Source organism: Shewanella surugensis, from assembly GCF_023284005.1.
GTDB lineage: Bacteria > Pseudomonadota > Gammaproteobacteria > Enterobacterales > Shewanellaceae > Shewanella > Shewanella surugensis.
The window spans coordinates 1-5,192 of record NZ_JAKIKS010000205.1 but is presented as its reverse complement, the minus strand read 5'-3'; the positions used below and the strand labels follow the sequence as shown (position 1 = coordinate 5,192).

Here is a 5,192-nt window from a genome sequence, read left to right as displayed (position 1 = left end):
AATGAATTCGTCGCCACTGCTTATCGCTAATCATTTTACGAGACATATGAATTTCAAAGAGAAAAATTGTATCTTAATCAGCTAATCATGGCCAATTGTCAACACCCCCTAATGATTTCACGTATTTTTTCTCTTGAAAATGCATTTTTAGCGTCCATATCAAATTTACTTTCTTTATTATGCCATTCATGATCAGATGTTAGGCTTAAGTCTAAAAACAATGGGTCTTTGTGTTAAATCCTATTGTAGATAAAAGCGTGTTAATATGGGTATACTTGATTTATTAACCAGATTAAATGAGAGTGATATTTAAAATGGGCAATAACAGGACTAATGTCTAATTAAAAAATATTTTAAGCCATCGTGTATCAATAAATAATCCCCGCTTAATGTTGATTGGCAGAAACCTAAAGCGTTGTCATGATCTGAACGACTATTTGAGACCGACTCCAAGTTGGTGGCCAATATTAGTTGACCACTTCAGCTCTGAAAACATGCGCTTTCAATGAGCTTGGGTATATAGAGTGGTATCGGCATTGATCATTATTTGTATTAAGCAGTTCGGGTGGCTTGAAAAATATTTTACTGATTATAATGGGATGAATAGTCGCTATGCGAATGTTGCTTGCGTTATGTCAACGAGTTGTGCAACCAAAGTGATAACCTCGGTATTGGCCTTTTTTAATGATGCTTGATGGCGTTCATCGTTAAATTCTTGGTATTCAGCGCGGATAGTGTGCATGGTTTCGACGCCTAAATAATGGCTGAGTGTGTGAATATGTGGGTGTAAATGATCCATTTTTTCTCTTAATCCACCAAGTTCAAAGCCATATTCACCACTGGATGTGATGAGAATTAAGGTTTTACCTGATAGGCTCGCTTGCAGTGGAAAGTCGCCTCGATTTAAATCAAAACTGAAGGTTTTATTGACGCGAATAACTTGATCAAACCATGCTTTTAGCACGGCGGGCATGCCGTAATTATACATCGGGGTGGAGAGTAATATGATATCGGCTTGCATCACTTCATCAATTAATTCATTTGATGCTGACAATATCGACATTTGTGTTGGGGTGCGTTTTTCTTCTTTAGTAAAAGCCGCCTCAATCCAGGCTTGATTAATTAAATCGACTGGGCTGGTGGCTAAATCGCGATAGATGATATGTGTTTCAGGAAGCGTGTTTTGCCATAGGCTAAGGAAGCGTTGAGCGAGTGTTCTTGAAATGGACTGGTGGTCTGATTGGTTCAGTGGACGTGCGCTGGTATCAATATGAAGTAGTGTGGTCATAAAATCCTCTTTATATAATATGTATTTGATTGCGAGTAATAAAGTATTAAGTTGATATTGCAACGAAATAGTACTATTGACAAAGGATTATTATTTGCTTATACATGAGATATATTCATCTATAAGGCTCGTTTATGTTTTCTCACTTACCTTCATTGAACAGTATTAGGGTGTTTGATGCTGCGGCTAGATTATTGAGTTTCAAGCTTGCAGCTTTAGAGCTTAATGTGACCGCGACAGCGGTTTCTCATCAAATACGGGCGTTGGAGGATAAATTGGGTGCTTTGCTTTTTGAACGTAAAACGCGCTCAATTGACTTAACGCCGGAGGGGGAAAGGCTTGCCACAGTGGCGAATCAATCCTTACAGCAATTAGGGCATGTCATTGATGAAATCTCAAATCAACAGACAGTGCTGACTGTTAGCACTACCTCATCATTTGCTGCGCAGTGGTTAGTGCCAAAGCTTGAGGACTTCCATCAGCGTTACAACGATATTCAAGTGGTGGTTAAAACGGGCGAAGCATTGGATGATTTGCTAAAAGACAGACGAGTCGATGTCGCGATAAGATACGGTCAATTTGACAGTGAGCTGGCATATTCAGTCAAACTGACGACAGAACGCTTTGGCATGTATGCGACCCCGTCATATCTGCAAAGTCATCCGCAGCTCAAAGCCGCCACTTTGATTGAAACAGCTTGGAAAAACGTACAGTTACCCCCTATTACATGGCAGCAATACTTTCAAAATAAAGGGGTTGATAGTCATGGGCAATTTCAAGCCTCACATGTTAGGCGCTTTGATCAAGAACAGCATGTTATTCAAGCGGCATTAGCCGGACAGGGCATCGCCCTTGTCAGTGAATTACTGATCCAAACAGCCTTAAAGCAAGGATGGCTGGTCAAACATCCACAAGGTGAAATAGTGGCAGGATTAACTTATTCTATGCTGACTTCAATCCATCAGCATAACAGCTTAAAAGTCCATTGCTTTCGAGAGTGGTTGCTAGAAGAGTTAGCGATTAGAATGGACTGACCGAAGAAGGATACGCTTTTTATTGATATTATGGATTACAGATATAAAGGAGATTGGAAACGTCGTCATCGCTGCCTCAATAACATTTTTACAACAATAGCTTGTGGGTGTTACATTAACAAAGGTTAAACTTAATTTATGACTTGCCATGCCGCTGTTAAAGAGAATGTTGCGTCATTCCAAATGCTTTAAAATAGTATTATTACTGCTTTGTTTTTCTCCTCTTTGCCTTGCAAAAGACATTGCCATTACTTTTGATGATGCGCCTCGTAAGGCTGAGGGATATTTCGATGGTCCTACACGAGCTAATACATTAATTGCGGCTTTAAAACGTCATAAGGTTGAGCAAGTGTTTTTTTTGCTAACAGTCAAAGGCTTAATAAAGAAGGAATATATCGACTGCAGGCTTATAGTCAAGCAGGTCATATTATTGCTAATCATTCACACAGCCACCTTAACTTTAATCAGGTCAGTTTAGCTCAATATGTGGATGATTTTTCATTGACCGATACCAAACTGAGCCAGTTTTCGTCATACAAGAAGTGGTTTCGTTTTCCATATTTGAGAGAAGGTGATACCAATAAAAAACGAGATGGCATGCGTGAGGTATTACAAAAGCAGGGTTATATTAATGCTTATATTACTTTAAATAATTATGATTGGTACCTTGAAAACTTATTTTAAGCGGCGTTAAGGCAAGGGAAGTCGATAGATTTAACGCGAATGCGTCAGCTTTATATTCAAATCATAATGGAGAGCATTGAATATTATGATGAGATGGCTCAAACTCACTTAAGACGCTCTCCCAAGCATGTACTATTACTGCATGAAATGGATCTTTCGGTCTTGTTTATTGGTGATTTGGTGGATGCGCTTAGAGATAAAGGTTGGACAATCATTTCTCCTGCAGATGCGTATCATGATGAGATTTCTCAGTATCAAGCTGAGCGATTGCTGCGTTATAACCCTGGGAGAATGGGGGGAGGGATTGCGCTCAATAAAGGGCAGGAAAAGGGACTTTGGCATCACACCTTAGATGAAGCCTATCTTGGTAAACGTTTTAAAGACGTTGTGCTTCAGCCCAAATGATGTTTTCGGTACCAAAGTTAAAGTAGCGTTATGAATGGATTATTTTTACGGAGTACTATCACCCTAATCGATGATTAGGGCGATAAAAAGTTGGTTGGTGGTGATATGAGGGACTTTTTTATCTGCCAGTTTACTTGTCTAAGTCTTAAGATGCTTGGTTTTTCATTTTGTCAAACAGGTGATCTTTTAATGCTGAACGTTCATGTTTGAGTTGATGCATGGTGTCATCACTGACAGGGGAACCTTTAAGCTCTAGTCGCCTAATTTCGAGATCGAGCTCATGATAACGGGCGGCTTTGTTTGAAAAATCTTGATCATTGCTGTTGAGTGATGAAATTGCGTCTCGATATTCTGGGAAATCAAAAATAAGGGCATGACTTTCTCCTAACATAATCACCTCTTCTTTATGAGTGAGCCTGTCGGCTCATGGTTTCATTAATAGTGTTAGCATTTCACTTTAATATGCTCGCTTTCTACCTACTAGCATTCTACAGTCTTGCTTCATTCTACCATTTAGTTTAGTTCAACAGTTGACTCCTTCACAACCTGAGTTTATCAATATTATGGCTTAAAATTCGCTTCAAGTTATTTTTAATATCATGCAAACACTTCTTAACTTCGCTGTACATAACAACTTCTTTGTGAATATCACAAACTAATTATAGTGATCAATTACCAGGGATACTTTCAATCTCAGTGGGTCTGATTCCCCGCAGCTGGCTGCGTAAGTATTAGTCTTTCAGTATCTTAATACCCCGCTTCGCGTAGCGAAGTTGAGCCAAAGGCGAGATAGCTTGCTGCGGGGATTTTTATTGGTTTTGTTTTTAATTTTCCTATGTTTCTCCACTGCAACTAATGGTGTCACTGAAGGCCACTTTTCCGATAATTCTGGTGGTAACTGAGCGGGAATTTGAAAAACAAAACGCTGCTCTTCGCGCCGGAGGCCTTTTCCTGATGATTGACTTGTGCCAGCTGATGTTCGCTTTGAAACGCTTCATTAAATTGAGATTTAACCGATTTAAAAAGTTTGGATTAATTCGCTTTAACTTGCACGACATCATCGCCTTTTCGAGCAATAATCGCGGCTAATGTTTTCCTTTGTGCATTCAGTGCATTGAGTGTGATTAATGCATTGTTTATATTGAGCATAGTAAGACGTAATTGGACGGTTTCTATTTCTTCCCCTTTTCCTTTTCCAGAGGCCATTTCTTGATATAAAGCCAACCCATTGTTTTTATCGTAAGCTGCAACTGAGTGAAAGGTTTTACAACCGAGTTTAGATGCTCCTTTTAGTGTTTTTCCATCAATGGCAATAATGAGCTTATTGGTTTCAAACCGTAGACTATTGATCCAGCTAAATAAGCACAGCTGTAATTGCTCGGGTTCAACGGCCTGCACAATACGGGTTATGGTGTGTCGACGTGGGATCCCATGAGCAAAGGCCCTAAATTTGCGCAACCAATCTAATGTTCACCGAACTGTTGTATTTCACTTCAGTCATCTTGACCGCTGGCAACAGCGGATAAAACCAAAAATAATACATCAACTAAATTATGGCGTTGATTGATATGAGAATGCGTATCTGGGATTAATGAAAGATGAGTAAATAGAGGCATTAACTGTACTTGATTAGATAATTTGTTGTTAAAATCATGTGATTAAAAATTAGTTTGTGAGCGTCCGGCGAACTACGCCTTGCTTAGATTAACATGCCAAGGTAAGAGACTATTGAGATCACAGTTGGGGGGAGATAGCTGTTCCAAGCAATGTTCGATGTAATC

Annotated in this window: 6 protein-coding genes and 1 pseudogene; 4 read left to right on the top strand and 3 right to left on the bottom strand. The window is 39.3% G+C overall.

The window, feature by feature from the left end; genetic code table 11:
• Positions 1-610: 610 nt before the first annotated feature.
• Entirely contained in the window at positions 611-1,288 is a 678-nt protein-coding gene (locus L2764_RS25600) for an FMN-dependent NADH-azoreductase (protein WP_248943182.1), read from the bottom strand.
• A 134-nt stretch (positions 1,289-1,422) separates the two neighbouring features.
• Between L2764_RS25600 and L2764_RS25595 the strand changes: the two genes are divergently transcribed.
• From L2764_RS25595 to L2764_RS25580, 4 genes are all read left to right on the top strand, one after another.
• Positions 1,423-2,322: a LysR substrate-binding domain-containing protein gene (locus L2764_RS25595; protein ID WP_248943181.1), complete on the top strand. Its 900-nt coding sequence runs from the start codon at positions 1,423-1,425 to the stop codon at positions 2,320-2,322.
• 148 nt (positions 2,323-2,470) lie between these two features.
• A complete protein-coding gene (locus tag L2764_RS25590; protein WP_248943180.1) occupies positions 2,471-2,800 on the top strand; it encodes a polysaccharide deacetylase family protein in 330 nt (109 codons plus the stop codon).
• On the top strand, positions 2,713-3,006 hold the full coding sequence (locus tag L2764_RS25585) for a polysaccharide deacetylase family protein (protein WP_312018388.1): 294 nt from the start codon (positions 2,713-2,715) through the stop codon (positions 3,004-3,006). Before L2764_RS25590 ends, L2764_RS25585 begins: the two co-directional genes overlap by 88 nt.
• A gap of 39 nt (positions 3,007-3,045) precedes the next feature.
• Positions 3,046-3,411, top strand: coding sequence for a polysaccharide deacetylase family protein (locus L2764_RS25580; protein ID WP_248943179.1), 366 nt, complete (start codon positions 3,046-3,048; stop codon positions 3,409-3,411).
• A gap of 145 nt (positions 3,412-3,556) precedes the next feature.
• Here L2764_RS25580 and L2764_RS25575 read toward each other — a convergent pair whose 3' ends face one another.
• Entirely contained in the window at positions 3,557-3,802 is a 246-nt protein-coding gene (locus L2764_RS25575) for an HP1242/YdcH family protein (RefSeq protein ID WP_248943178.1), read from the bottom strand.
• A 420-nt stretch (positions 3,803-4,222) separates the two neighbouring features.
• Positions 4,223-5,027 (bottom strand): annotated as a pseudogene (locus L2764_RS25570) (ISAs1 family transposase); the annotation flags it as partial.
• Positions 5,028-5,192: the final 165 nt, after the last annotated feature.

Bases quoted from the DNA above. Each gene is read 5' to 3' on its own strand.
- L2764_RS25600 (WP_248943182.1), bottom strand. From the start codon at position 1,288: ATGACCACACTACTTCATATTGATACCAGCGCACGTCCACTGAACCAA.
- L2764_RS25595 (WP_248943181.1), top strand. From the start codon at position 1,423: ATGTTTTCTCACTTACCTTCATTGAACAGTATTAGGGTGTTTGATGCT.
- L2764_RS25590 (WP_248943180.1), top strand. From the start codon at position 2,471: ATGCCGCTGTTAAAGAGAATGTTGCGTCATTCCAAATGCTTTAAAATA.
- L2764_RS25580 (WP_248943179.1), top strand. From the start codon at position 3,046: ATGCGTCAGCTTTATATTCAAATCATAATGGAGAGCATTGAATATTAT.
- L2764_RS25575 (WP_248943178.1), bottom strand. From the start codon at position 3,802: ATGTTAGGAGAAAGTCATGCCCTTATTTTTGATTTCCCAGAATATCGA.